This is a genomic window from Planococcus sp. CAU13 (assembly GCF_000775575.1).
Classification (GTDB): Bacteria; Bacillota; Bacilli; order Bacillales_A; family Planococcaceae; genus Planococcus.
Genome location: NZ_JRGN01000115.1, coordinates 1 through 898 on the forward strand (window position 1 = coordinate 1; position 898 = coordinate 898).

At 49.8% G+C, this 898-nt stretch carries 1 protein-coding gene; it reads right to left on the reverse strand.

Annotation, left to right across the window (positions count from 1 at the left end; translation table 11 throughout):
• The coding region (locus KW93_RS05030; RefSeq protein WP_033541888.1) for an ABC-F family ATP-binding cassette domain-containing protein at nucleotides 1-898 on the reverse strand (898 nt) is incomplete at both ends.

The following is an 898-nucleotide window of genomic DNA, read 5'->3' on the forward strand; positions in this document are numbered from 1 at the left end:
TTCCAGGTCCAAGTGGTTTGTCGGCTCATCGAGCAATAGAACGTTTGCATGCGACAGCATCATTTTGGATAGCATGCAGCGCACTTTTTCGCCACCGGATAAAACAGAAGGTTTCTTTTTCACTTCTTCGCCGGAGAACAGCATTCTGCCGAGGAAGCCGCGAAGGAACGTTTCACTTTCATCTTCCGGAGAATACTGGCGCAGCCAATCGACAAGCGACTGCTCGCTGCCTTCGAAATAAGCCGAGTTGTCGATCGGCAGGTAAGCGCGTGAAGTGGTGACACCCCAGCGAGCATATCCTTCTGCCGGCTCATCCTCCTCCGCGAGGATACGCAGAAGGGCGGATTTCGCAAGCGGATCGCCGATCAGAACGATTTTATCGTCTTTGTTCATGTTAAAGCTGATGTTGTTCAGGAGTTTATTGCCGTCCACTGTCTGGCTGAGATCTTTCACCGTCAGCACGTCATTGCCGATTTCGCGGCCGATCGTGAAGTTGACGAATGGATATTTTCTTGAAGAAGGGCGGATGTCGTCCAATTCAATTTTATCGAGCATCTTCTTACGTGACGTGGCCTGTTTCGATTTGGAAGCGTTCGCCGAGAAGCGGGCAATAAAGGCCTGCAGCTCTTTGATCTTTTCTTCTTTTTTCGCGTTCTGGTCAGATGCAAGACGCGTAGCCAATTGGCTGGATTCGTACCAGAAATCGTAGTTTCCTACATAAAGCTGGATTTTCCCGAAGTCCAAATCGGCGATATGCGTGCAGACTTTATTCAGGAAGTGGCGGTCATGCGAAACGACGATGACTGTGTTTTCAAAGTTCATAAGGAAATCTTCCAGCCACTGGATCGCTTTCAGGTCCAGGTGGTTGGTCGGCTCATCCAGAAGAAGAACGTCAGGT